At 57.2% G+C, this 23,769-nt stretch carries 21 protein-coding genes; 16 read left to right on the top strand and 5 right to left on the bottom strand.

Going from position 1 to position 23,769, the window contains the following annotated elements; all coding sequences use genetic code 11:
- The first annotated feature begins 21 nt into the window (after positions 1-21).
- The 6 genes from ACSQ3Z_RS32405 to ACSQ3Z_RS32380 all read left to right on the top strand — a co-directional run bounded on the left by ACSQ3Z_RS32405 (position 22) and on the right by ACSQ3Z_RS32380 (position 6,210).
- Positions 22-1,179: an acyl-CoA dehydrogenase family protein gene (locus ACSQ3Z_RS32405; RefSeq protein ID WP_436175278.1), complete on the top strand. Its 1,158-nt coding sequence runs from the start codon at positions 22-24 to the stop codon at positions 1,177-1,179.
- A gap of 56 nt (positions 1,180-1,235) precedes the next feature.
- The gene (locus ACSQ3Z_RS32400; protein WP_436175277.1) at positions 1,236-2,048 is read left to right on the top strand and encodes a 3-deoxy-manno-octulosonate cytidylyltransferase; all 813 of its coding nucleotides are present in this window, start codon (positions 1,236-1,238) and stop codon (positions 2,046-2,048) included.
- Between the two features lie 657 nt (positions 2,049-2,705).
- The gene (locus ACSQ3Z_RS32395; protein WP_436175276.1) at positions 2,706-3,953 is read left to right on the top strand and encodes an ABC transporter substrate-binding protein; all 1,248 of its coding nucleotides are present in this window, start codon (positions 2,706-2,708) and stop codon (positions 3,951-3,953) included.
- 57 nt (positions 3,954-4,010) lie between these two features.
- On the top strand, positions 4,011-4,946 hold the full coding sequence (locus tag ACSQ3Z_RS32390) for a carbohydrate ABC transporter permease (RefSeq protein WP_436175275.1): 936 nt from the start codon (positions 4,011-4,013) through the stop codon (positions 4,944-4,946).
- Positions 4,947-4,950: 4 nt separating this feature from the next.
- On the top strand, positions 4,951-5,787 hold the full coding sequence (locus tag ACSQ3Z_RS32385) for a carbohydrate ABC transporter permease (RefSeq protein ID WP_436175274.1): 837 nt from the start codon (positions 4,951-4,953) through the stop codon (positions 5,785-5,787).
- A 147-nt stretch (positions 5,788-5,934) separates the two neighbouring features.
- Positions 5,935-6,210, top strand: a complete 276-nt coding sequence (locus ACSQ3Z_RS32380; RefSeq protein WP_436175442.1) for a Gfo/Idh/MocA family protein — start codon at positions 5,935-5,937, stop codon at positions 6,208-6,210.
- Between the two features lie 828 nt (positions 6,211-7,038).
- Here the strand turns inward: ACSQ3Z_RS32380 and ACSQ3Z_RS32375 are convergent.
- Positions 7,039-8,655: a phytoene desaturase family protein gene (locus ACSQ3Z_RS32375; RefSeq protein ID WP_436175273.1), complete on the bottom strand. Its 1,617-nt coding sequence runs from the start codon at positions 8,653-8,655 to the stop codon at positions 7,039-7,041.
- Positions 8,656-8,826: 171 nt separating this feature from the next.
- The gene (locus tag ACSQ3Z_RS32370; RefSeq protein WP_436175272.1) at positions 8,827-9,888 is read right to left on the bottom strand and encodes an ABC transporter ATP-binding protein; all 1,062 of its coding nucleotides are present in this window, start codon (positions 9,886-9,888) and stop codon (positions 8,827-8,829) included.
- Between the two features lie 145 nt (positions 9,889-10,033).
- On the opposite strand from ACSQ3Z_RS32370, the gene ACSQ3Z_RS32365 reads away from it, so the two are divergent.
- The 10 genes from ACSQ3Z_RS32365 to ACSQ3Z_RS32320 all read left to right on the top strand — a co-directional run bounded on the left by ACSQ3Z_RS32365 (position 10,034) and on the right by ACSQ3Z_RS32320 (position 19,187).
- Positions 10,034-10,813, top strand: a complete 780-nt coding sequence (locus ACSQ3Z_RS32365) for a 2-keto-4-pentenoate hydratase (protein ID WP_436175271.1) — start codon at positions 10,034-10,036, stop codon at positions 10,811-10,813.
- An 11-nt stretch (positions 10,814-10,824) separates the two neighbouring features.
- On the top strand, positions 10,825-11,502 hold the full coding sequence (locus tag ACSQ3Z_RS32360; RefSeq protein ID WP_436175270.1) for a hypothetical protein: 678 nt from the start codon (positions 10,825-10,827) through the stop codon (positions 11,500-11,502).
- 19 nt (positions 11,503-11,521) lie between these two features.
- Positions 11,522-12,370 (top strand): fumarylacetoacetate hydrolase family protein, encoded by an 849-nt coding sequence (locus ACSQ3Z_RS32355; RefSeq protein WP_436175269.1) that lies wholly within the window; start codon positions 11,522-11,524, stop codon positions 12,368-12,370.
- A gap of 148 nt (positions 12,371-12,518) precedes the next feature.
- Positions 12,519-13,430, top strand: a complete 912-nt coding sequence (locus ACSQ3Z_RS32350; RefSeq protein ID WP_436175268.1) for a dihydrodipicolinate synthase family protein — start codon at positions 12,519-12,521, stop codon at positions 13,428-13,430.
- A 23-nt stretch (positions 13,431-13,453) separates the two neighbouring features.
- Positions 13,454-14,713: a CaiB/BaiF CoA transferase family protein gene (locus ACSQ3Z_RS32345; RefSeq protein WP_436175267.1), complete on the top strand. Its 1,260-nt coding sequence runs from the start codon at positions 13,454-13,456 to the stop codon at positions 14,711-14,713.
- Between the two features lie 2 nt (positions 14,714-14,715).
- Positions 14,716-16,263 carry a UxaA family hydrolase gene (locus ACSQ3Z_RS32340; protein WP_436175266.1) on the top strand — a complete coding sequence of 516 codons (1,548 nt, stop codon included), beginning with the start codon at positions 14,716-14,718 and terminating at the stop codon, positions 16,261-16,263.
- A gap of 19 nt (positions 16,264-16,282) precedes the next feature.
- Entirely contained in the window at positions 16,283-17,305 is a 1,023-nt protein-coding gene (locus ACSQ3Z_RS32335; protein WP_436175265.1) for a histone deacetylase family protein, read from the top strand.
- Positions 17,298-18,032 (top strand): SDR family NAD(P)-dependent oxidoreductase, encoded by a 735-nt coding sequence (locus tag ACSQ3Z_RS32330; RefSeq protein ID WP_436175264.1) that lies wholly within the window; start codon positions 17,298-17,300, stop codon positions 18,030-18,032. The genes ACSQ3Z_RS32335 and ACSQ3Z_RS32330 overlap by 8 nt, the downstream gene beginning before the upstream one ends.
- Positions 18,032-18,583, top strand: coding sequence for a GNAT family N-acetyltransferase (locus tag ACSQ3Z_RS32325; RefSeq protein WP_436175263.1), 552 nt, complete (start codon positions 18,032-18,034; stop codon positions 18,581-18,583). The genes ACSQ3Z_RS32330 and ACSQ3Z_RS32325 overlap by 1 nt, the downstream gene beginning before the upstream one ends.
- A gap of 142 nt (positions 18,584-18,725) precedes the next feature.
- A complete protein-coding gene (locus ACSQ3Z_RS32320) occupies positions 18,726-19,187 on the top strand; it encodes a transposase (protein ID WP_436175262.1) in 462 nt (153 codons plus the stop codon).
- 893 nt (positions 19,188-20,080) lie between these two features.
- Here the strand turns inward: ACSQ3Z_RS32320 and ACSQ3Z_RS32315 are convergent.
- The 3 genes from ACSQ3Z_RS32315 to ACSQ3Z_RS32305 form a co-directional block, all read right to left on the bottom strand.
- A complete protein-coding gene (locus ACSQ3Z_RS32315; RefSeq protein ID WP_436175261.1) occupies positions 20,081-22,501 on the bottom strand; it encodes a bifunctional diguanylate cyclase/phosphodiesterase in 2,421 nt (806 codons plus the stop codon).
- Positions 22,502-22,986: 485 nt separating this feature from the next.
- On the bottom strand, positions 22,987-23,289 hold the full coding sequence (locus ACSQ3Z_RS32310) for a DUF982 domain-containing protein (protein WP_436175260.1): 303 nt from the start codon (positions 23,287-23,289) through the stop codon (positions 22,987-22,989).
- Positions 23,290-23,585: 296 nt separating this feature from the next.
- The gene (locus ACSQ3Z_RS32305) at positions 23,586-23,708 is read right to left on the bottom strand and encodes a hypothetical protein (RefSeq protein WP_436175259.1); all 123 of its coding nucleotides are present in this window, start codon (positions 23,706-23,708) and stop codon (positions 23,586-23,588) included.
- Between the last annotated feature and the right edge of the window lie 61 nt (positions 23,709-23,769).

The raw sequence follows: 23,769 nt of genomic DNA, 5'->3' as shown, positions 1-23,769 counted from the left end.
GAAATCGAACGGAGTAAATGTATGAACCTTGAGCTATCCGCCGAACAAGCGGCAATTCGAGATCAGGCGCGTAGTATCGCAAAATCCGAGGTCGCGGGCAGGGCTGCGAACATTGACGCGTCGGCTCAGTTTGACTGGGACCTTCACCGACGCTTAGCAGAATTGGGATTCCTTGGCTTAACTGCTCCTGAACAGCTCGGCGGGCAGGGGGGCGATACGCTTAGCTGGTGCATTGTCGTCGAGGAGATTGCAAGGGCGTCCTCTACAGTGTCGAATGGAATTACCCTTACAGACGGCATGATTCACTACATTTCAACGCTCGGGACAGACGAGCAGAAGCAAAAATACATACCTCCGCTTCTTCGAGGGGAGACGCTCTGCTCTTTCGCGCTTACCGAGCCAAATACAGGTTCGGACGCCGCGTCCGTGCGTACGACCGCACGCCATGAGGGAGACGAAGTCATCCTAAATGGGCAAAAGATGTTCATTTCTGGCGCGGCCTACGCGGACCACTTTATCGTCGTCGCGACCGTGGATAAAGAGCTACGGCACAAAGGGATTCGCACCTATATCGTTCCCCGCAACGCGGCAGGCCTGGCCGTTGGAGAGAAGCTCGATCTGATGGGCATTCGCGGGTTCGGCACTTCCCCCGTTTTTTTCGATGAGTGCAGAATTCCGGCGTCGAACCAACTTGGTGGAAACGAGGGGTTCCGGATTGTCATGCAAGGTCTGGATGGCCCAGGACGACTGGGTGCCGCATCGCAAGCAGTAGGTCTAGCACAGGCCGCGATGGAGAGCGCACTCGCCTACTCACTTGAGCGAAGCCAGTTCGGACAGCTGATATTTGATCATCAGGCCATTCAATTCATGTTGGCCGATATGTCCGCCGAAATAGAGGCGGCCCGACTGCTAATCTGGAATGCCGCATGGCGGCGAGATGCTGGTCTACCCTTCACCAAAGAGTCCTCGCATGCCAAGCTCTTTGCTGGCGACATGTGCGTGAGGAATGTTTCCAATGCCCTCCAGATATTCGGGGGCTACGGCTACTCCAAGGAGTATCCAATCGAGCGGTTCTACCGCGATGCCAAGATCCATCAAATCTGGGATGGAACCAATCAAATACAGCGCATCGTTATTGCGCGTCAGATCAGAAAGCAATTCGAGGGTGGCGTCTTATAATATTGGGAAACAGTCGATGCTTAGTATCCCTTTCGAATCGTCAGGCGGACCATTGATTGTCTAGAAAACGCACAATAATCATCCCCGCACGCTATGGGTCTACAAGGTTTCCAGGTAAGCCCCTTGTCGCGCTCAACGGTAAAGCTGCTATCTTGCACACCATCGATGTCGCCCGGAGGGTCGGCGACACCGACGGCGTGTATGTTGCGACTGACGACGACCGGATTTCAGCGGTAGTGGAAGCATATGGCTGCACGGCGCTGCTAACGAGTGGCTCATGTCGCAACGGGACTGAGAGGGTGGCCGAAGCAGCCAGCATCCTTGGGCTCAACGAGGACGATCTTGTTGTCAATTTGCAGGGCGACGCTCCACTGACGCCCCCAGATTTCATTGTCAAAATTTTTGGCGTTCTGGATGAGCGACCCGAAGCTGACGCCGCCACCCCTGTCATCAGGTGCGGCGCCGAAAGCTACCTTCGCATCGCCGAAGATATTCGCAATGGAAGGATCGGCGCCACGATGAGCGTGTTCGATTCACAAGGTCGCGCGCTCTACTTCTCAAAGGCACTCCTTCCGAATGGCTCCTCGGTGGAGACACTCTTCGACCTGCCTGTATATCATCATGTTGGTCTCTATGGGTATCGGGTCAGGTGTCTTAAGGGTTTTCCGCACCTGCCTGTCGGTCCGCTGGAACGGGCTGAAAGGCTCGAGCAACTGCGGTTTTTGGAAAATGGCCATGCCGTTCACGTTGTCGAAGTAGACGACGACGGCCAGGAGTTCTGGGAACTCAACAACCCTGGCGATGTCTCGTATCTGGAACGAGCTCTGCCATCCGGGGAGCCGTTGCGATCGGATACGGATCGATGTTGAAATCAAGATGCCCCGCCGGTCAGCTCCTAATCGGACCGCCTCCTACCGCCCCCCGCACGTGGCGACTCTGTGCCAGGGAGATCATTGCATTGACGAGCAATCTCGGTGCTTCGTTCTCGTCAAGATTCCTTGCAAAGGGCGTCCGGCCGGAAGTCCATCTCGGGTAGCTATCGGCACGTTCGGCGGAAACGGCCAAGCCGTCCTACCGGGCGCAGCAAGCTGGGAACGGCCGTCGGCACTTCCTGCATTGGCAACGACACTACCATGCCTCGCGGAGGATTGGGTCGGCGGCATGGCCCGTAGCCACCAACTCCGAATTGCTTGCACCATCCATCCATCCATCCAAGACCTTCGGCATAGAAAATCGAAGGCCGCCCTCGCAGCAGCAAGGACGAGGACCAATCTGTCAGGTCGCCAGCTATGGTCAACTGTCTAGAGGCCCTCTCGGACTACAGCTCACATGTGCGTCAGCCGGCCTGCAAGAGCAAGCAAATACGGCAGCGTCCGATTGTGCTGCTGCTCAGCGCCGCGATTCCTCGCAGTCGGGATGAGGCCACAAGCAGAAAGGCGTTGACCTCACACCATAGATGGAATAGCGTTCTGTTAGGAATGAAGTTGCCGGAAGGCCGGCGGCGTTTCCCAAGGGAGGAAAACGAAATGAAGGGATCCAAACTTTTGCTCGTAGTGAGCTGTGCAGTCGCCATGGGATTTTGCGGCGCTGTGAGCGCCGCTGAGGTTAGTTTCCCATCTTGGCAGTGGGGAGAATCTTCGAACGCGGCACTTCTGAACAAGATCAAAGGCGAGTTTGAGAAGAATAATCCACAAGACAAGCTCACCCCGATTAACATTCCGTATGAGGGCTTCTTCGACAAACAGTATTCTGAGGTGCGGTCTGGTAGCCCCTCTGATATCGTTACGCTTTTTGACCCTGATGTTGCCTCATACGTTAAGCAAGGATTGCTGGAGCCTCTGGATAAGTATCTGGAGACGGCCGGTGTATCCGCTGATCAGCTTAGTGCATCCCACAAGATAGCAATCAAAGATGGTCATGTCTTTGGTGTAGCGTTTCAAACAAATCCGCGCGCCCTTTTGGTGAATGGCAAGCTGCTAAAGGATGCCGGCTTGAGCATGCCGACAAACCTGGACGAGTTCCTTGCCGCGATTGAGAAGCTGCGAAATCCAACCAAGCAGCAGTTTGGGTTCTACAGCTTGTCTACAAGCGGGCCTGCCCAGGACGCCTATCTGCAGACGGCGCCGATCGTTCTGGGGTTCGGTGGAAGTTGGTTTAAGGAGGGTAAGCCAACAGCAAACAACCCGCAGACGATTGCTGCGCTCAAATTTATCAAAAAAGTCTATGACGACGGTCTGGTGCCTAGAATCGACAGCAGGGCAGCCCAGCAGTTGTTTGTCGATGGCAAAATCGCTTCGTTCATTGTCGGGCCCTTCCTGGTGGGCTTTGCTGCCGAACAAAACAAGGAAACCTACGGGAATATCGAAGCCATCATACCTCCGTTTCCGGGGGATCAATCAGCCTCGGTCACTGTCTTTCTGGGCATCCCAACGGCAGCTAAAAACAAGGATTCAGCGGGACGCTTCATCGCTACTCTTCTGAAGCCCGAAATGCAGAAGAGCGTTGTCGAGATCGTCAAGGCACTTCCCGCGGTCAAAGGCTCGATCCCGGCCGGCTTCCTGGACCAAAATCCCTGGTTCAAGGCCTTCGTCAAAGCGGGGGACCGCGCTGTCTCTTATGCGCCTGAGGGTATGGAGGAGTACGGTCCCGAGATCTATAACATAATCGGGCCGGGCATCGAAGACATCCTCTTCAACGGCAAGGACGTTGAGCAAACCGCCAACGATCTACAAGGGGAGCTCGAGAAGTTCGTAGCTGAGAAGAAGGCGAACTGATGTCATTGCCGACCGGCCGTCGGCCGGTCGGTATACCGTCGCACGAAGGAGGACCCGATGCACAAGGCAGTTCCTGGCGCCATGGAGTTGTCGCATGGCCGCGCATGGAAGTTCGGTCTGAGCTGGAGCAGGCGCGAGAAGCTCACTCCGTTCTTGTTCCTTTTGCCATGTGCAATAGCGCTCGCCGTCGTGTATTTTTATCCCATACTAGAGGCTATAAGAGCGTCATTCGAATCGAATGAACTTTCGTCCAACGGGACGAATTTTGTGGGATTCAGAAATTACTCGCAAATTATTTCGAGCGACTACTTTTATCGCGCGTTATTCATATCAGCTATTTATACGGCGGGTAATGTCATACTGGTGTGGGTTTTTGGCCTCGCGGGCGCCTTACTGGTTCACGGTGATTTCACGGGCCGTTGGTTCTTTCGGTGCGTGCTGATCTTGCCATGGGCTGTTCCGTATGTTGCCACTGCCCTAATTTGGTCGTGGATGTTCAACTATGAATTTGGAGTCCTGAGGTATCTCACGGCTGCGGTTGCCGGGACCGCGCCTGATTTTCTTAATCGGAATCCTTACGCCCTTATGTCAGTGACCGGCGTGTCTGTCTGGAAGGGCTTTCCTTTCGGCATGGTGATGCTGCTGGCTGGGCTCCAATCGATTCCCAAGGAGCAGTACGAGGCAGCGTTTGTCGACGGTGCAGGTCCTATATCTCAATTTTTTCATGTAACGCTGCCCGGCCTCAAGACCATCAGCATTTTTCTTATGCTGCTAGTCGGCATCTGGAGCTTCGGGAGAGCATTCACGATCGTCTACGTTTTGACAGCTGGTGGTCCGGCAAGGGGAACAGAGACTGTGGTAATTCAAGCCTACCATGAGGTGTTCCGCTATTTCCATCCGGGGACGGGCGCGGCCCTGGCGACCATCATCCTGGGAATATGCTTGGTGTTTTCCGCTATCTACCTCGCCATTTTGTATCGTTCGGAGGAGTGACGCTATGCCCTCCAAAACCAAAGTGAGTTCGAAGAGAATCCTGTTTTTCGTGTCGCTGGGCGTGGCCTGCATTGCTGCACTCTTCCCAGTGTACTGGATGGTCGTGACCTCGTTGCAAACGACTGAACAAGTGTTCGATTTTCCCCCCAGCTTTATACCACGGCTGAATTTTGGAAATTTCATTTCAGTCATCTTCGATACCGACTTGCCGTTGTGGTTGCGCAACTCGCTTGTCGTGTCGCTAAGCTCAACAGCTTTGGCCTTGCTTGTGGGGACTCCCGCCGCCTTCGCACTTTCGCGATTCAGGTACCGTGGGCGGGCGTTCTTCTCATTGCTGATCCTGACGACGCAGATGATCCCGACCCTGGTGCTAATCATCCCGCTTTTCCAAATTTTCGTGCAGTTGGGGATCAGAGACTCATTGCTGGGCCTAATTTTTGGAAATTTCGCTTTTATGCTGCCTGTCGTCGTTTGGATGATGAAGGCAATGTTGGACGGTGTACCGCAGGAAATTGAACAGGCGGCGCGCATAGATGGAGCGTCCTGGTTCCAGATAATGATCCATATCACTGGTCCGTTGGTTCTTCCGGGGCTCGCGGCGACCACGATATATGCATTTCTCGATGCCTGGGACGAGTACATGCTTGCACGGACAATCATCACCTCGCCCCAAAACTGGGTCGCGTCGATCGGCATATCTTCGTTCGTTGGCCAATACTTGACACCCCTGAATCTGGTGATGGCAGCAGCGGTGTTATTCTCTTTACCCCCAGTACTGCTATTTCTTTTGATGCAGAGGCAATTCGTGGCCGGTTTGAGTGCTGGGGCCGTCAAGGGCTGACCGAATGTTTTTGGAATTCGAGGGCTGTTCGGCATCGGTGCTGACGGGCGAGGGGCTTTTTGTTCCAAAGATATCGGCAGTTCAAGCCCAGTGATCCAGGCAAAGTCCGCCTCATGGAATGAGGCGAAAGTCAGATGTTCCGTAGAGATGCGCGGAGGCAAGTTCGGCGAAATCGCCGCGGTTTCCATCGCATTCCCCGGATACTCGTATGAAAGCGAGGCGAGTGCGCGATGGCATTGCGAGCTTCGCCACCCACTCATCGCTGATCTCGCAATCCATCATTTTGACCTCATGCGCATGGTGATCGGTCGAGAGCCTGTATCTGTCTGCTGCGCCGCACCTCGACCGTCTTGGAGTGAATTTAATGATCCCGCCACGGCCGCGGCGATCGTGGTTTTTGACGGCGGCGTAACCGTGACCTAGTCAGGATCGTGGGAAGCACGGAGCAATACGCATTTTCGGGCGATTGGCACGTGCGATGCCAGCGTGGCGACCGTGACGTCACCCTTGATGGGGATCGGGTGTCCGTGGTTGACGGCCATGGAAAAGACTGCATTGAGGCGCTCGTGCGGGACCGTTTTTTTGGCAGGGCAGCGGTGCTCGAGGCTTTTGCCGCAGCCATCATCGGGCAGCCTAGGTCATGGTTCTTCCCAGATGGAGCGACAATATAAAAGCGTTGCTCTGATGGAGGCGGCGATCCGGTCTTGCGAAACGGGCAAGGTCATTCAGGCCAACATTTGAATGTCGCCCTTTGGTCCTCATAGCCGCCTTGCCCACTCAAACGCCTCTGCATCGCAGTTAATCGCGTCGACGTTCGATCGTGAAGAACAGGGCGGTTTCGCCCGAGGTTGCGGCGAGAAGTGCGGTGTCACGCAATCCGCTCGTCGTGTGTCGCGTTATTCGTCTCAGCAAAGAGCTCTTCGACGTAGCGCGCGGAGCTCAGCGGAGCGGACACGTTGTTGGATTAAAACTGCGACGAGCGACATCTATCTTCGGACAGAGTTTGGACCAACGCCCGAGATTTGTGGCACCCCAAAGACGAACTTCAAAGGATGCGTTGGCCGAAGAGGGCAAAATGTTTCCTGGAGAAATTGGGGTGTGAGTTCTCCGTGAAGTGCGACCTGGCAGCGATGCAGGTTAGCGCCTTCACCGATTAGCCGCTTCATCTCGGCACCCCTTTTGTTCGAAAAGCCGCTCGACCGGCTTTCAAACTGTGCACGACCGCAAGGGATGCCGAGCGACAGGGCCATACTAAGCTGCCAAGCGGCGCTTCCTGAAATCTTTGATGATCTCCCGCGCGGCGTTGTGGCCTGGAATCCCGGACACCCCACCGCCGGGATGCGTGCCGGCGCCGCACATATAAAGATTGCCTAGCGGGCCTCGGTACTGGGCGTACCCGCCGACCGGGCGCATGGACCAGATCTGGTCGAGGTGCAGAGCGCCATGGTGGATGTCGCCGCCGATCAGGCCGAATTCGCGCTCCAGATCAAGTGGACTCAGCACTTGGCGCCCAAGGATGCTGGATTTGAAGTTGGGAGCGTAGCCGTTGATTGTCGCGACAATCAGATCGGCCACCTCCTCCTTCACGTCGTCCCAGGTCCGACCGCCAGAGAGCTGGGAGTCGAAATGCTGGCAGAACAGGCTCATTACGTGACAGCCGGACGGGGCCAAGCTGTTGTCGTACACACTGGGAATGCCCATCGTGATCACCGGCTCCTTCGACCAGCCGCCACGCTTGGCATCGTCGTAGGCTCGTTCGAGGTAGTCGAGAGAAGGAGTGATGTGGATCGAGCCGGTCAGCGCTTTGGCGGGATTCTCGACCCGATCGAGGCCGTTGAAGCGCGGCGTCTCCGAAAGGGCTACGTTCATCCGGAACGTGCCGGAACGGCAACGCCAGCCGTCGATTTGGCGCATGAAATCCGAGTCGATGGCAGAGCGGTCTATCATCTTGAGGTAAAGCAGCTTGGGACCGACATTGGCGGCGACGGCTCGCGCACGGATCGCCGTTCCGTCCTCCAACACCACACCGCGCGCCACACCCTTCTCGACAATCACCTCGCGCACGGGCGCACTCAGGCGGATCTCGGCGCCCTTGGCCTCGGCAGAACGAGCCATCGCTTGCGTGATCGCGCCCATACCACCCCGGGCGTGGCCCCAAGCGCCCTTCTTGCCGTTGACCTCACCGAAGCCGTGGTGAAGCAGGAAGTAGGCGGTCCCAGCCTGGTAGGGGCTGACCATGTTGCCGACAATGCCCTCCCAGCCGAAATCGCCTTTGAGGGGATCGCACTCGAACCATTCGTTGAGGTAGTCGCCGATACTCATTGTCATCACGTTCACGAACTCGCGCTGCATAGCCGGCGAGAGCTTGCGGAAGCGGTTGCCCGTGGTCAGCAGGGTCAGCAGGTCGCCAAATCCGCCGCCGAAATTCGGCGGCGTCTCAAGCAGGCTGTCGCGCAACACGTCGGCCAAACGCTGCCTTTGCTGATCGAACTCGCGAATGCGGAGGGCATCTTGTCGAGAAAAGCGACTGATCTCCCGCTCAGCCGCTTCGGCCTCGCGCGGCAAAACCATCGATTCGCCGTCGGGCAGGAGCATGTAACTTGCCACGGGCCGCTCCATGATTTCCAGACCGTAGGCGCCGAGCTCGAGGTCGCGAATGACCTTGGGATGGAGTAGGCTGACGGAATAGGAGCAAACCGAATTGCGGAAGCCGGGATGGAACTCCTCAGTGACGGCAGCACCGCCGACGACTCCCCGTCGCTCGAGCACCAAGGTCTTCAGGCCGGCACGGGACAGGTAGCCGGCCGTTGTCAGGCCGTTGTGCCCGCCGCCGATGATTACGACGTCATAATCCGTTTTTGTCGCCATTTTTTTATCCTCTGGAAATTGCTAGGTTTCGGTTGTCAAAGCTCGGGAACATCGTTCCGCCTGCTCGATCAGCTTCGCTGCCGTGGCCAAGTCGCCCGATCGAAACCGCCTCAGGGTTAAAGCCACACCGCGCGGCCAACAGAGTGACCGGCAGCGGTTCCAACTCGCTGCTTAAAGCCGGTGACCTGTTTGCTTATCGAACAGGTAGATTCTATCGGGATCAAAGCTAATTCGGATTATTTCGCCTGGCGCCGCTCGGATCCGCTCTCGAAACACTCCTGCGAACTCCGTTCCTTGAGCATTGAAAGTTACCTGCGTTTCGGCACCCATCGGTTCGACGACAACGACAGCGGCGGGAAATCCAGCATCGTCGATGCGGACATGCTCGGGACGCACTCCGAAAACCAAGCCCGTCCCATTGGCCAAAGTTGGAGGAGCGATCGCGGGAATCCGAAGACCGCCCGCGGTCACAATCGCGGCTTCGCTATGTTTGATGAGACTGCCCTCAAGCAGGTTCATCGCCGGGCTGCCTATGAACTGGGCGACAAAGAGGTTCCGGGGCGAGTCATAAAGATCCAGTGGCGCGCCGACTTGCTCGATGCGTCCACTGTTCATCACCACGATCTTGTCGGCCATGGTCATAGCCTCGATCTGATCATGGGTAACGTAGACCATGGTGGTCTTTAGTCTCTGATGCAGTTCCTTGATCTCCGTCCGCATCGAAATTCTAAGCTTGGCATCCAGGTTCGAGAGGGGCTCATCGAACAGAAAGACCTGAGGCTGTCTTACGATCGCTCGGCCCATTGCAACGCGTTGCCGCTGACCGCCTGAGAGCTGCCTGGGATAACGGTCCAGTAGACCGTCAAGTCCTAGAATTCCGGCGGCCAGCTTGACGCGACTTTCGATCTCGGCCTTCGGAACTCTTTGCAGTTTCAGGGCAAAGGCCATGTTCTGAGTAACAGTTTTGTGTGGATAGAGCGCGTAACTCTGAAACACCATCGCAATATCGCGTTCCTTAGGTGGAAGCTCGTTCACCACTCGTGATCCGATCGACACTTGCCCCCCTGATATCAATTCAAGGCCGGCAATCATTCTAAGCAATGTTGATTTTCCGCATCCGGATGGGCCTACCAGAACTACGAATTCCCCATCTTCTACCTCAAGATCAATCCCGTGTATGACAGAGATCTTTCCGTAAGACTTCGTCACTTGATTTATTGAAACACTAGACACGGAGACTTCCCCTTTATTGGCATAGGTAGGTTTCGTTCCGCACAGCGGACCTTCCAGCTCACATTATCATTTTTCCGACAAGTCCGGTTGACCCCAGTCGTAAAACGCCATATCGTTGTTGGAACGCTATTCCAGTTAGGATGTCATGTCAATCATTGCCAACGAAATCGCGCGAGGGATCGCTCAAAAGCTCGTCGCGGCATACAGAGCCGGCAAGCGCGTTCCCGCCGATCCATTGATGCTGGAAGCGCTGAGCCGCGTTCAAGCTTTGAACATTCAGCATGAGGTGGTCAAAGCATTGGCGGTTCCTGTCGCGGGCTGGAAGGTGGCGGCATTGCCAGATGGAGACTTGATCTCTGCACCTATTCTCAGAGATCGCCTTTTTCCGAGCCCGGCATCGATTTGTCCTGCGATTTACGGGCTAGGCGGCGTCGAATGCGAAATCGCGTTCCGGTTTGTGAGAGAGCCAATTCCGGGGCGCGAGGGCTTCGAAAAGGAGCATATCATCGAGGCCATCGATGGAGCTTGCCCGGCCATTGAGGTCGTAGATAGCCGTTGGGCCACGACCTTCTCCACACCTCGTAACGCGATGATCGCGGACCTGCTTTCCAACGGCGCGCTGGTTGTCGGACCCGCAAACAGGAACTGGAGAGATGTCGCTTTTAGAGCGCTCGGGGCTCGCCTTGGGATCAACGGACGTACCGCATGCCAAAGTACGGGCGGCCACCCCGACGGAGATCTCATTGGCCTCCTGACCATGTTCGCGAACGATCTGCGAAAAAGGGGAATTGTGCTCAGCCCCGGCGAGATTGTCACGACCGGAAGCTACACAGGCTTTCACACGGCAAAGCCAGGTGACGAGATCGTAGCCGAGTTTGATGGTTTCAGCCCCGTTTCGGTGGCTTTCAACAGTTTAGAGAAATAGCGGAGAGAGCTATGCTTTGCGGTAAGGGTGTGGTGGCCATCTGGAACGGAATAACCGAGGAGGGACGCCAAGATTTCTATCAGTGGCATATCCACGAGCACATGCCGGAGAGAGCCGGCATTCCCGGGTTCCTAAGAGGTCGACGTTATCGTGCTGTGGATAAGGAAACCCATCCAGAGTTCTTTACGCTCTATGAAGTTGAGGACTTCGCCGTCATTACAGGCGAAGAGTATGCAAAGAGGCTCAATGCCCCGACACCTTGGACAAGGCGCGCAACATCGCATTTTCTCAATACCTCTCGCGGTCTAGCGCGAGTCTTGCTGTCCGAGGGCCCAGGGCCGGGTGGCGTCCTTGCCACGGTGCGCTTCCAGCCTGTCACAAGCCATGCCCAGCGGGCGCTTGGTGAACTCTCGTCCGTTGTGTCTCAGATTATGCAGTCGCCACTCATGACCGGGGCGCATTTGTGCGAATCTGACGAGGAAGCTACCGGGATACGCACCGCCGAAAGTGATGGGCGTACAGACTATGACACGCCACCCAATTGGTTTTTTCTTTTGGAAGGGTGCACCGCGGAGGCTTTGGAGACACCTCTCAATGCTCTCCTCCAACATCCTGTCGTACGAAAGGCTCAAGTAGGTCGATATCTGCTCGAGTACACCCGTTTGAAGACCGACATGGCAGCCGGCTGAGTGTAAGGAAAAACAAATCATGAAACTGTTACGATTTGGGCCCCTCGGCTCGGAGAAGCCGGGTTTGCTGGACGATGTTGGAATTATCCGAGATCTTAGCGGTGTTGTTCCGGACATTAACGGCAAAACATTATCACGGGCTGGCTTGGAGATGTTGCGTTCCGTCCCTCCTTCGTCGCTGCCAAGTGTTGATGCCGATGTTCGTCTGGGGCCCCCAGTTGCTGACGTTCGCCACTTTATTGCGGTCGGCCTGAACTATACGGATCACGCGATTGAGACCGACACTCCCATTCCCGATGAGCCGGTTATTTTTTCCAAAGCGCCATCATGCATTGTCGGACCAAATGATGACGTGGTGATGCCTCGAGAGGCTCGCATGCTGGACTGGGAGGGGGAAGTTGCCGTCGTGATCGGTGAGCATGCCTTTGAGCTGGCGGAGGAGGATGCGTTGTCGGTTGTGGCCGGGTTTCTTATTTGCCACGATGTTTCCGAACGCCAGTTTCAAATACACCGTGGTGGACAGTGGATCAAAGGCAAATCTTCGCCAAGCTTTGGCCCGCTTGGACCTTGGCTCGTGACGCGGGACGAGGTCCCCGACCCGCAAAACTTAAATCTTTGGCTGACAGTTAACGGGATCGCCAGGCAGTCAGGATCAACAGCCAAAATGATCTTCCCCTTCAGATATTTGATCTCATACATCTCGCAGTTCATGGCGCTCGAACCCGGGGACGTCATCACGACCGGCACTCCACATGGTGTCGGACTTGGGATGAAGCCTCCTGTATTTCTAAAGGCGGGCGACGTGGTCGAACTGGGCGCAGATGGGCTAGGTCGGCAAAAGCAAACTGTCGTCCTTCGAGGAGGATAGGCTTTTCCTCGCGTCTAATGTGAACAACCGAGCAGCGCACCATTCTTGGCTCAATTGACATCGGCTTGTCGAGCTAATAGAATACTGTTCCATCAAGAATGACGTTTGGCCACATTGAAATCCTTAACGACAAAACGAGGGGCATGAAATGAAAGTGAATTGGACGGGCGTCTTTCCGGCGGTCACGACGAAACTGCGCGAAAATGGTGATGTCGATCTGATCGCGACACAGGGCAGCATTGAGCGGCTCATCCAAAATGGTGTCTCTGGCATCATTGTTCTGCCGATGTTGGGTGAGAACGCCTCTTTGAAGCTGTCGGAGAAAGAGAAAGTCATCCGATCCGCAAAGGAAGTTGTCGCCGGGCGTGTGCCGCTTCTTTCGGGTCTCGCGGAGGTTTCGACGGAGGCCGCGATCGATGCGGCGCGCAAATTCCAGAGCTTCGGGGCGGAAGGTTTGATGGCCTTTCCCAGCATTGCGTACAAGTCCGACGCACGGGAGACCTCAGAATGGTACCGGACGCTCGCTGCCGGCTGCGACCTTCCAATCATGATCTACAACAATCCCATTGCCTATGGCGTTGATGTAACGCCGGCAATTTTGCGTACGCTGGAAGATGTCGATGGGATCGTCTGCATCAAGGAGGAATCCGGCGACATCCGCCGCGTCACAGATCTCTACAATGAATTCGGAAATCGGTTCTCTGTGTTCTGCGGGGTTGACGATTTGATACTGGAAAGCCTCGTTCTGGGGGTGACGGGCTGGGTCTCAGGAATGACGAACGCCTGGCCAGAAGAATGCGTCCGCATCTTCCAACTGGGTCGAGCCGGAAAGTTCGCCGAGGCGCTCGACCTGTATCGAGTCATGACGCCGGCATTTCATTTGGATACCAGCGTAAAGCTTGTTCAATATATTAAGCTGGCTGAACATCTTGTCTACGGGGCGCCCGAATGGACGCGAGCGCCGCGTTTGCCGCTGGTCGGCGAGGAGCGCGAAAAGGTCGTTTCGGTGATCGACACCACCATCGCCTCCCTGAGAAGCCGCAATTCCAAGGCAGCATAGAGAGCCAGCGGAGGAAACCAACGGTGAACATCCCCAGCAAATCGAATGGCCTAGAGGACAGTGACGTGCATCCGCTGAGCGGTATTCGCGTCCTTGCATTTACTCACTACGCGGCTGGGCCAATTGCGGCGCAATATCTTGGCTCCCTTGGTGCAGATGTCATCAAGATCGAAGCCCCCGCGGGTGATTATCAGCGTACCGGGATCAAGGAACCGACCGCGGCCGCTGATGCACCCAGCCCTTATTTTCTCGGCATAAACCGCAACCAGCGTTCATTGTCCATCGACCTGAAAAAACCCGAGGCCCAAGCAATTATTCGCGAGATGATTTCCGGAGCAGACATCATTCTTGAGAACTTCCGTCCCGGAGTTTTGGATCGCATGGGTCTGGGCAGTGCCGTCCTTATTGAGAAGCACCCTCGATTGATCTATTGCTCGATCGCAGCTTACGACCCGGCCGGCCCAAGCCGAAACAAGCCGGGTCAGGATCTCATTATCCAGGCCCTGTCGGGCATCGCCAGTCTTGGCGGGACTGCCGACGGTCCGCCTGTAGCTGCCGGTGCCTACATCGTCGATACTTATACGGCATCACAGGCAGTTATCGGAATTCAAGCTGCCTTGCGCCAGCGGGACCAGACAGGACGCGGCCAATGGGTTCGCGTGGATATGATGTCTTGTGCACTTCATTTGCTGGCCTCTGAATCAAGCTATTCCCTAAACGCGGAGCAGCAGGCAAGTAGAGGCCGAAATGGCATTAGCCACAGTCACCAGCCAGCCCCCTACGGCATCTATTCGACCCGCGATGGTGCCATTGCTCTGGTGGCACACCCTATAGCCCTGTCCGGCATTGCCGCTGCGCTGGATCTGACCGACCGTATTGTGCCTCTGCTGGAGGGTAAGGGTGCTTGGACGAAGCGTGACGAGATCGCTGCCATCCTCTCGGAGCGGCTACGTCAGTTGACCAGCGACGATGCACTTTCCCGTCTTGCGCCTACGGGTATCCTGCTGGCTCCGGTGCGCAGCGTCGAACAAGCGTTGGCAGATCCCGATGTGGCCAGCGAGTTGGTCCGCGAGGTTGAGCACAGCTACGGAGGTCGCTATCGCGTCGCGCTAGAACCGCTCAAGCTTTCAGGCTCCCCGCTTGTATTCGATCGTCCGGCCCCCGATCTGGGCGAGCATTCCGTCGAGGTTTTGCGAGAGACTGGCATCAAGCAGGCTCGCATTGAATCCTTGATCGCCAGCGGAACAGTTCGGGTCTCTAATCCCCAAGCCAGCCAGGACTAGCCATGCAGAGCGATGCCACCCAAAACCGCAACGTCGCTCCCGTGCTGATCCTGCACGATAGCGACAATGTCGCGATCGCAAGACGAATGATAACGCAGGGTACGGCGTTGGGTGGATCGATTGTCGCTAAAAGCGCGATCCCGACCGGCCACAAAGTTTCTCTGAGATTCATTGGGGCAGGCGAACCGATCCTTCGCTATGGTCAGATAATCGGCTTTGCGACAAAAGACATAGATCCTGGCCTTCACGTTCATCTTCAGAACATGGCGCTCGGTGAGTTCGACAAGGACTACGCATTTGGCGAGGCGGCTCGCCCGACTGAATATACTGACACTCCGCCGACATTCTTGGGTATTCGCCGCCCCGACGGCCGAGCTGCGACACGAAACTATGTCGGAATTCTCAGCAGTGTGAACTGCAGCAGCCACGTTGCCAACGTAGTGGCAGAGGTTTTCAAGAGAAACCCATTTACCGGCACCGACCCGTTGGCTGAGTTTCCGAATGTGGATGGTGTCGTCGCGCTGACCCATAAGACAGGTTGCGGCATGACGGGGGGCGAGCCACTGAATGTCCTGCGCCGGACCCTGGGCGGCTACGCGCGCCACGTTAATTTCAGCCATGTCATAGTTCTGGGATTGGGCTGTGAGGTCAACCAGATTGGCGGTCTGTTGGAGGATCAACGTCTGGCAGGGCGGGTGCGGAGCATGGACATTCAGGCCATGGGAGGCGCCAAGAAAACCGTGGCTGCCGCGGTTGAGTTTGTCCGGGATGTATTGAAGGAATCGAACCAGGTTACACGGGAACCCATTCCCGCGAGCGAACTCATTGTCGGGCTGCAGTGCGGAGGGTCAGATGGCCTTTCAGGAGTCACCGCGAATCCAGCATTGGGAGCCGCCAGCGATATTCTCGTGCGGCACCGCGGTACGGTGATCCTGTCCGAAACGCCTGAAACCTATGGCGCCGAGCATCTGCTGACTCGACGGGCCGTTTCACGCGAAGTGGGCGAAAAGCTGATCGCCCTGATGGATTGGTGGGATGCCTACTTCAAGCGGGAAGGGGCCATTATGAACGATAATCGTTCCCCTGGGAATATGGCCGGCGGGATAAGCACCATCGTCGAGAAGTCGCTGGGAGCGATGGCCAAAGGCGGCACAACAAACCTGGTCGATGTCGTCAAATACGGCGAAACCGTCAAGGGGCCTGGCTTGGTGTTCATGGACACTCCCGGCTACGACCCGGTATCGGCGACCGGGCAGGTTGCCGGTGGTGCAAATCTGATCTGCTTTACGACGGGACGAGGCAGCGTGTTTGGCTGCAAGCCGGCGCCCTCGATCAAACTGGCATCCAATACGGCCATGTACCAGCGCATGAAAGACGATATGGACGTCAATTGCGGCGAGATCCTTAGCGGGGGCGAGACCGTTGAAGAATGCGGAAAGCGAATATTCGATTTGATCCTGCGGGTCGCTTCGGGCGAACGGACCAAGAGCGAAGAGTTTGACTTTGGTGCCGACGAATTTGCGCCATGGGTTCTCGGGGCGACGGTTTAGGTCACAAGAAAGCGTCGACATGAAGATCGTTTACTCGGATGGCCACCGCAGCCACAATCCGCAGACATTCATTCATCGCGGCCGGCTGGTCGAAAGCCCCGAGCGGCCGGAACGTGCAGACCTTTTGCTTTCGGCAGCGATCGCCGCTGGGCATGAGACGCTGGAGGCAAATCAAACGGACGCGCCAATGCTGACTCGCGTGCACACGGCACGCTATCTCGATTTTCTGGAAAATGGCATCAATGAATGGCTAGCCCTGCCCCATGCCGGCCCGGAAATCGTACCCAACACGCACCCCAACCGCTTTGCGTCGCACTATGCCAGCCATATCGTGGCACGCGCCGGCTTCCATCAAGCTGACACAGCCTGCCCCGTTGGCCGCGGAACGTGGGCAGCAGCTCGATCCAGTGTCGACATTGCCCTCAACGTCGGTGATCTGATTGCACGTGGCCAGAGCCGAGCATATGGGCTTTGCCGCCCGCCCGGGCATCACGCCTGTACGGAAATGGCTTGGGGGTTTTGCTACCTCAACAATGTGGCGGTGCTGGCCGAGTCCCTGCGGACATCAGGCGCGGAACGCGTCGCGATTCTGGACATCGATATTCACCATGGGAACGGCACCCAGCAGATCTTCTATGACCTCCCCGACGTTCTCACCGTATCGGTTCATGCTGATCCAGACGGATTTCCTGTGTTCTTCAGCGGCTATGCAGACGAAATCGGCTCGGGTGCCGGAGAAGGTTTCAATCTCAATCTACCGCTGAGGCATGGCAGCGATAATGCAGCTTTCGTCAATGCAATCGCGGTGGGCATGCGAAAGATAGAGGATTTCGGACCGGATGTCCTGCTGGTTTCACTCGGCCTCGATGCCTACCGCGGCGACCCACTCAGTGTGTTTGATGTCACCACCGACGGGTTTCGCCAGGCGGCTGAGACTATTGGGGCATTCGTCAAACCGATCGCTATCCTGCAGGAGGGTGGTTACCCGTGCCCCGAACTTGGAGACAACCTTGTCGCATTTCTCGGAGCTATAGATGAATAGCTCCGATGGACGCAGCCTTCCGTTTTCAGGCAAATCGGCGGTGGTGACCGGCGGGCAAGGCGTATTGGGAAAAGCTATCGCTGAGCGCCTGAAACGTGACGGCGCCAGGGTTGCCGTGTGGGACCAAGCCGAAGCGCCCTGGGCAGATTTGTCCCTTATCGTTGACGTGACAAGCGAGCAATTGGTGAAGGACGCGTCCGACAGGACTATCGACGCCTTCGGCAGGCTGGACATTCTGGTTAACAATGCAGGAATACAAGGGCCATTTACCGACGCGATTGCCTTGGATGTCGCCACTTGGCGCAAAGTCATTGATATCAACTTGACCGGCGTGTTTCTTTGCAGCCAGGCAGTTGTTCCGCGCATGATTGCTGCTGGCGGCGGTAGGATCATCAACATCGCATCGCTTCGTGGCAAGGAAGCGCCTATTAAGACCAGCGCCTACAACGCCTCGAAAGCTGGGGTCATTGCACTGACCAAGACAATGGGTCGAGAGCTTGCAACAACCGGTGTCCTGGTGAACTGCATCACGCCAACGGTCATCGAAGGCGGCCTATCGGAAACCGCAACAGAAGAAGAACTGCGAGTTCTGCGTAGCTTAATACCCATGCACCGGCTTTGCCGGCCTGACGAAGTTGCATCCATGGTCGCATGGCTGGCTTCGGAGGAGAGCAGCTTTTCAACTGGCGCGGTCTTCGATATCTCCGGCGGAAGGGCGAGTTACTGATGGAACTGCGCACCCAACGATTGCTGATGCGTGAGTGGAAGGACGAAGACGTCGAACCATTCGCTCGTATGAATGACGACGGTAGGGTCGTTAAGTATGTCGCAAGACTTGCGGACCGGATCGCGATTGACGCTTGGGTCAGTGCCCAACGTCATCACTTCAAAAGATACGGGTATGGGCTTTGGGCTCTCGAAGCCTCGGACAGTGCCGGGTTTATCGGTTTCTGCGGCCTCACTAAAGTTCCTTATGTTGCACATTTTACGCCGGCGGTTGAGATCGCTTGGAGACTGCATCCAGATTGTTGGGGGCGGGGATATGCAACTGAAGCAGCCTTTGCGTCGCTTAGCTTCGGGTTCCAGGATCTGGAATTGGACCAAATTGTCGCGAACGCCGCCGTGGACAACGTCGAGTCACGGCGGGTCATGGAACGCATTGGGATGTCTCGTGATCCAGAGGATGACTTCGACCATCCGCTGAAGGCAATCGGTGATCCCCTGAGACGCCAAGTCCTTTACAGGCTTACCTATCAAGAATGGAGCCGAAAACTTTAGACTGCCGCCGTCCGGTTCGCGCCCGACCGAGACCGATGCAGTGGCGCGCCCTGCCTATGCCTCCCCACCGGCAGTGCGCCATCTCTAGTCTTATTCTAGCTGCTTTCAGTTTTGACGGAAGCACGCCAAGACAAAATACCGGATGCATCATTGGGCTTGCCCATCGATCCGTGCAGAAGCAGGCGCGAGCGAAGGAATTGGATTCTGCAAAAGGGAGCGGCCAATCATGCGGCTGGACGCAAGTCTGCGGCGGCGATGGTCGGCGGAAGCGAAGGCACGGCTGGTTGAAGAGTCTCTGAATCCTGGTGCGAACGCGTCGGCGACCGCGCGCCAGGCTGGACTGGCGAGCTCGGTAGCTGTTCGGCTGGCGGCGCAAGGCGGTCGAGAGCAGTGCGGTCAGGAGGGATATGGCTGGGCTCGGCTTTGTCGAGGTCACGCCGACAGTATCTGCGTCGGTCGAGATCGAGCTGGATGGCGTAGTCATTCGCGCGGTGCCGATATCAGGCGAGGCTTTTCCGGCTGGCACAAGCGTTGCAGAGCCATTTGCGAGAACATTCTCGCTGCAATGGGAGACACGAGTGAATCGCTGCAACAAGCTGGCTGACCGTCGTCCCCCGTCAATTTCGAAGAATACCTATCGAACAGCTGACCAGCTCAGGCGAACTGAAGCCGAACGAACTCCTCGACTTCAGTTAACACGACAGTGGTAGGCGGCTCGGGAGCGCACGGCTCCGTTGTCAGGTTCTCGACCACGTGCTCGCACCAAGATTCCCATCGAACTACAATGCCAGCAATTGTCCTGGTGAGCTGCTCACATGACGCTGACGCCGCAGGCAGCAGATTTGGGATCAGTCGACGGCCAACATTCCATAATACGTGCTGCGCATGGATGCCAAAGACAAAAGCCGTCTCCAGAAGGTACGAAACCGTCGCGACGGATTTATGAAGCCCACATGAATTTGCGAGCGGGCTGCGCCCGGCGTTGCCCAAATCGGGTTGCCAATGAGGGCTGCCAGCAGGCGCAGAGCCTTCTACCTGTTATAGCACGCGAAGCTCGGGAGCTTCCAAAAGCAAATCCTGGACCTATTGGCGCTTCCTTCCGCTGACATCGCTCGGTGTTACGTTGTCTCGGGCGCGCGACCGACACAGCTGGCGTTCGTGGCGGAGTTGCACCGATGGCTGAAGTCACCGGAACGCGCTGCGGGCACCTTCCTGTGCGCTAGTGGCGACGCGAAAACTCATGCAGGAATCCGCAGTCCGTAAACGATTGCTGTGGGATTTGTGTTTCGGAGCGTGCCAGCGCCTGTCGCGAACGGCCGCAAAGGGTGCGCAAGACGACTTGAACGAGAGGCTTCCAGGCCAGGTATCCGAAACTTGTCGCATATTTCGGACATGAACACGGTCGAACCCGATAGCGACCTCCGCTCGCGCGGACCTGCGGAACAATGCACCCATCCCCGAACGCTCGCGAGTACGAACATGTGACCCGCTTCTGCACTACGCCGCGCTGTTCTTGATCACGCGCAGTTCGTGGGTCCCCAGCCGTCGGGAAGCGGGGGTCCCGCCTTTGCCGCTCGTGTGCTGAGCGAAGTCGGAAATCGGGCAGGGTCGGCCAAGTAGGTAACCCTGGATCGCATCGCAGGCTTCTTGCCGCAAAAAGGTCAGCTCCGCATCCGTTTCGACACCCTCTGCCAGGACCGGGAGCTTGAGGCCCCGAGCGAGGCCAAAGACCGCACGCATGACGGCAGCCGCCTCATCGCTGGTATCCACCGCCCGCACTAGAGACTGATCGACTTTGATCTTATCGAAAGGGAAGGCCCGCAGGTTCGACAGCGACGAGTATCCGGTGCCGAAATCATCCATGGCGATTTGAACCCCAAGGCTTTTCAGCTGACGCAAGACAGCGAGCGCCCGCCCGATATCCTTGATCAGGCAAGTTTCGGTAATTTCCAGCTCGAGGCGGCACGGATCGAGACCGGTTTCTTTCAGCACTGCCCCCACCAGCTCGGATAAATTCCCGCCATGGAGTTGCATGGGTGAAACGTTGACGCTGATTGCTAGCGGTTGTTGCCAGCTTGCCGCTTCGGCGCAGGCAGTCCGCAGTACCCATTCCCCGATCTTCAGAATGGCGCCACACTCCTCTGCGATCGGGATGAACACCGCCGGCGGAACGGCGCCGCGTTCGGGATGATCCCACCGCAGCAGCGCTTCGAAACCGAACACCTCGTTGGACAGGAGTTGCGCCTGCGGTTGATAGACGAGGCGGAGTTCCTTGCGCGAGATCGCGTGACGAATGTCGTGCTCGAACTGGCGGCGATCGCGCAGATGCTCACCCATGGATGGCTCGAAAACGCAATAAAGGCCACGCCCCTGCATCTTTGCCTCATAAAGCGCTGCGTCGGCATGGCTCAGAAGCGTCTCCCGATCGGGTGCATCGTTCGGGAACACAGCAATGCCGATGCTGGTGCCGATGGTGACGCCGGCAGGCAGGTTGGCGCCTGTGTCGTTGAATGCCTCCAGGATGGCTTCAGCAGTGCGCGTCGCATAGGCCGCGCTCGGCAAACCGGGAACAATTACAGCGAACTCGTCGCCGCCCAAGCGCGCAACCATCTGCCCTGGCTTAAGGACGCCCCTGATCTTGTCGGCCACACACTGCAGCACGGCGTCCCCGACGAGATGGCCGAAGAGGTCGTTGATCTCTTTGAAGCGGTCGAGATCGAGGAAGAGGACGGCAAGGCACCGCTCTCCGCTGCGATGCGTCGCAAACTCGGCCTCCAGCTTTTCGTTGAAGCTCGTGCGGTTTGGAAGCTTGGTCAAGGGATCGTGGTGGGCAAGGAAATGAATCTCCTCTTCCGCCCGCTTGCGCCCGCGGATATCGCGGACGGCAAGAACCTGGTGTTGCTTGCCGGCATAGAGCATGCTGTGCCGGATCAGCTCAACCGGGACCGTACTGCCGTCCGTCGCGCACAGCTCCACCTCCAGCGGGATTTGCGCGGTGCCCGTGAGGTCGCCTTGCGAAACCGTGGGAAAAAAGGACGTGAACTGGCGGCCGACCGGCTGAGAGCTGTCGACGCAGGCCAGCGCGGCGAAACTGCGATTGGCTGCCACGATCCTGGTTTCGTCGTACACGATCAGCCCCTCGACGGCCGCATCGGCCAGCTCCTGCATACGCGCTGCTTCGCCGGCGCGACGCAGCTCACGCACATCGAGGGTGAGGCCGATGATGGCCAAAAGGATGATGAGGATCGAAACGAGGGCTACGCCAGCTGCCATCCAGTCGGCGGGCAACGCCGTTGCGGAAATGACAATGCGCGGGTCTGGCATGATTGCGGCCGCACCCATCGCCGTGAAATGGTGGCTGCAAATCGCTACTGTCAGCACGAGGGCGCCGAGCGACTTCCATTTGACCGTGTTGGCGTGAAGGGCAACCGGCAATGAGGCCGCGCCGAACAGCCCACCAAGAATGATTGAGGCGGCGACGAGCGGCACGTCCCAGACGACGCGGCCCGCGATCTCGAATGCGGCCATGCCAGTGTAGTGCATCACCGCGATGCCGCCTCCCACGATCGCACCGCCGATCCAGCGTCCATGGGGAACGCGTGGCGAGATGCCGATCGTGAGACCCGTCCCGGTCAAGGCGATCGCGGCCAGCAACGACATGATCGTCAAAGCGATGTTGTAGCCGCTCGGTACGGCCGGCTGGAAGGCCAACATGGCTATGAAATGCGTGGCCCAGATGCCGAAGCCGGTGGCGACCGCAGCGACGGCTAGCCAGATCCGTCGCATTTCGCTTTCACTGCGCCCGACATGGTGGAGGAGGTTCACGGCCGTGAAGGAAGCCAGGGCGCAAATGAAGGCGGCCAGCGCAACCAGACGCAAATCATGCTGCGTCGCAATGCAAGTGTAGACTTTCAACATGCTCTTCCCCCAGGCAGGATGATCACCTGCTGGGAAGAAATCTACGGCCAAAACTTGAATAAAGCGCTTAAGCGGAAAATCCACTTCGAGCTGGCGGTTGCGGTCGACGGTGTCGCCGGCGGAGATCGAGATCCAGTGCAGGGGCTAATCGCTGCGAAGTATCTTTGCTTCAAGAGCGGCTGCCACGAAAGCTCTTCGAGCCGCTGCTGGATGGGCCTTACCCAAGCAATACCTGCAGACTGGCGTCCATCGTCCGTTTCCCGGTCTCACGATGAAGATCACTCAGCAAGATAGCGGCGGCATCACCAACGTCGAACACGAGGCTCTGGGCTATGGCGGCTAATCTGAACAACGAAACTCGGTCATCTAGGTGCCCCCTCGGTGATTATGCGCCCATAGGCCCAGTTCGTCTCCGCCGAGCGCGGTTCGCGCTGCGATCACACACCGACGTGCCCCGAGCCAGCCTCACATGCATCGCCCACGGTCTAAACTCGCACTTTTCTACTGCCCGACTTGCAGGCAGCGAGCCATTTCATGGCGGAGGTCGCATCTTCCAATATGGCGGCCTGTTTCGCAAAACCGAGAAAGGCGTTGCGCGCTGCTTTAACAAGTTCTCCCCCAGCGTGTGCATCATAGCACGCCCTGAGGGCGGCATCGTGAGCCAGGTCTCTCCGATCTTCTGGCCATTCGTTGAGGAAATCGATAGCGTCGGCAAGACTGGCGATCTCCTGCACGATGTATGCTGCACGTTTCACGAAAAGTGGGCTGCTGAAAGCCTCCGGGTTCATCTGTTCCTCCCCATCCTGCTGAACCGCTAATTTGCGTGAACAGGCGCCTCATCGCACCCGCCGACGATTGCAGAATGTGTTGTCAGGGCAATGACGGTTCAAGGGGGAAAGCAGCGGTGTGACGCTTCGGCTAGCAGGCCGATTCCAAACATACTGCTGCAAGAGCGGCTCATCAGGTGGCAAAAAATCGACATCGCTTCGACCACTGCGGATGAATAAGTTGGTGTATCCTCCGCCATTGACCCCCCCGAGGATCCTACTCCAGCTTTCCGGAAAAACATATGAATGCCGGTCAATCACGCGATCTCCAAAACACTGGTCTCAACCTCAAGCGTCGCTGCGACCAGACGCTCTTCTCCTCCGAGAATACGCCGGCGCTGCTCGGCCGACATGATCACCTCGATCGGATGCTTCGTCACAGGACTACTCCCAGTGCTTGCGCCAGGATTGCGAGCTTACCTGAGCAAGGCGGCCGTCCCC

The organism is Mesorhizobium sp. LjNodule214, from assembly GCF_964252735.1.
GTDB lineage: Bacteria > Pseudomonadota > Alphaproteobacteria > Rhizobiales > Rhizobiaceae > Mesorhizobium.
Note: the sequence above shows the minus strand (reverse complement) of the source record. Positions and strands in the feature narration are given on the sequence as shown.

Excerpts from the sequence above, each read along its gene's own strand:
- ACSQ3Z_RS32405 (WP_436175278.1), top strand. The coding sequence starts at position 22 with ATGAACCTTGAGCTATCCGCCGAACAAGCGGCAATTCGAGATCAGGCG.
- ACSQ3Z_RS32395 (WP_436175276.1), top strand. The coding sequence starts at position 2,706 with ATGAAGGGATCCAAACTTTTGCTCGTAGTGAGCTGTGCAGTCGCCATG.
- ACSQ3Z_RS32390 (WP_436175275.1), top strand. The coding sequence starts at position 4,011 with ATGCACAAGGCAGTTCCTGGCGCCATGGAGTTGTCGCATGGCCGCGCA.
- ACSQ3Z_RS32385 (WP_436175274.1), top strand. The coding sequence starts at position 4,951 with ATGCCCTCCAAAACCAAAGTGAGTTCGAAGAGAATCCTGTTTTTCGTG.
- ACSQ3Z_RS32380 (WP_436175442.1), top strand. The coding sequence starts at position 5,935 with ATGCGCGGAGGCAAGTTCGGCGAAATCGCCGCGGTTTCCATCGCATTC.
- ACSQ3Z_RS32375 (WP_436175273.1), bottom strand. The coding sequence starts at position 8,655 with ATGGCGACAAAAACGGATTATGACGTCGTAATCATCGGCGGCGGGCAC.
- ACSQ3Z_RS32365 (WP_436175271.1), top strand. The coding sequence starts at position 10,034 with ATGTCAATCATTGCCAACGAAATCGCGCGAGGGATCGCTCAAAAGCTC.
- ACSQ3Z_RS32360 (WP_436175270.1), top strand. The coding sequence starts at position 10,825 with ATGCTTTGCGGTAAGGGTGTGGTGGCCATCTGGAACGGAATAACCGAG.
- ACSQ3Z_RS32355 (WP_436175269.1), top strand. The coding sequence starts at position 11,522 with ATGAAACTGTTACGATTTGGGCCCCTCGGCTCGGAGAAGCCGGGTTTG.
- ACSQ3Z_RS32350 (WP_436175268.1), top strand. The coding sequence starts at position 12,519 with ATGAAAGTGAATTGGACGGGCGTCTTTCCGGCGGTCACGACGAAACTG.
- ACSQ3Z_RS32340 (WP_436175266.1), top strand. The coding sequence starts at position 14,716 with ATGCAGAGCGATGCCACCCAAAACCGCAACGTCGCTCCCGTGCTGATC.
- ACSQ3Z_RS32335 (WP_436175265.1), top strand. The coding sequence starts at position 16,283 with ATGAAGATCGTTTACTCGGATGGCCACCGCAGCCACAATCCGCAGACA.
- ACSQ3Z_RS32330 (WP_436175264.1), top strand. The coding sequence starts at position 17,298 with ATGAATAGCTCCGATGGACGCAGCCTTCCGTTTTCAGGCAAATCGGCG.
- ACSQ3Z_RS32325 (WP_436175263.1), top strand. The coding sequence starts at position 18,032 with ATGGAACTGCGCACCCAACGATTGCTGATGCGTGAGTGGAAGGACGAA.
- ACSQ3Z_RS32320 (WP_436175262.1), top strand. The coding sequence starts at position 18,726 with ATGCATCATTGGGCTTGCCCATCGATCCGTGCAGAAGCAGGCGCGAGC.
- ACSQ3Z_RS32315 (WP_436175261.1), bottom strand. The coding sequence starts at position 22,501 with ATGTTGAAAGTCTACACTTGCATTGCGACGCAGCATGATTTGCGTCTG.
- ACSQ3Z_RS32310 (WP_436175260.1), bottom strand. The coding sequence starts at position 23,289 with ATGAACCCGGAGGCTTTCAGCAGCCCACTTTTCGTGAAACGTGCAGCA.